Consider the following 684-nt stretch of genomic DNA (forward strand, 5'->3'; position numbering starts at 1 on the left):
TAGCCCGCCGAGACGGTGTGCACGAACTTGACCTGCGCGACCGGATTGAACAGCACGGAGAAGATGCTGTCGAGCTCCATGCGCATGGTCTGGTAGTTGAAGGTGGCGCCGACCGGATTGTTCATCCAACCGTTGGCCACCAGAATCCACAGCGCCGAGAGGTTCGAGCCGAGCGCGACGAGGAACGTGACGCCCACGTGCTGGACCTTCGAGAGACGCTTCCAGCCAAAGAAGAACAGGCCGACGAAGGTGGACTCGAGGAAGAACGCCATCAGGCCTTCGACGGCGAGCGGCACGCCGAAAATGTCGCCCACGTAATGCGAGTAGTACGACCAGTTGGTGCCGAACTGGAATTCGAGCGTGAGGCCGGTGGTGACGCCCATGGCAAAGTTGATGCCGAACAGCTTGCCCCAGAACTGGGTCATGTCCTTGTAGATCTGCTTGCCGGTCATCACGTAGACGGATTCCATGATGACGAGCAGCCAGGACAGGCCGAGCGTGAGCGGCACGAACAGGAAGTGATAGAGCGCCGTGATGGCGAACTGGAGGCGCGACAGTTCTACGACTTCGCTAACGGGCATGTTGATCACCTTGGGACGGATGCGAGGCAGGCACGGACAGCAGCGCCTGCGCGACTTGCTCAGGCGGGAGCGACATGTGCTCTGCCTGTGGATGGTTGAAGAA

Annotated in this window: 1 protein-coding gene and 1 pseudogene; both read right to left on the reverse strand. The window is 60.2% G+C overall.

Annotation, left to right across the window (positions count from 1 at the left end; all coding sequences use genetic code 11):
• Positions 1-581: cytochrome ubiquinol oxidase subunit I (locus tag P0D68_RS35485; protein WP_408303736.1), on the reverse strand; the 581-nt coding region annotated here is incomplete at its 3' end.
• Positions 571-684, reverse strand: a pseudogene (locus P0D68_RS35645) (cytochrome oxidase putative small subunit CydP); the annotation flags it as partial. The gene P0D68_RS35485 and the pseudogene P0D68_RS35645, both read right to left, overlap by 11 nt.

The sequence above is a fragment of the Paraburkholderia sp. RL17-380-BIE-A genome (assembly GCF_046028085.1).
Lineage (GTDB): Bacteria > Pseudomonadota > Gammaproteobacteria > Burkholderiales > Burkholderiaceae > Paraburkholderia.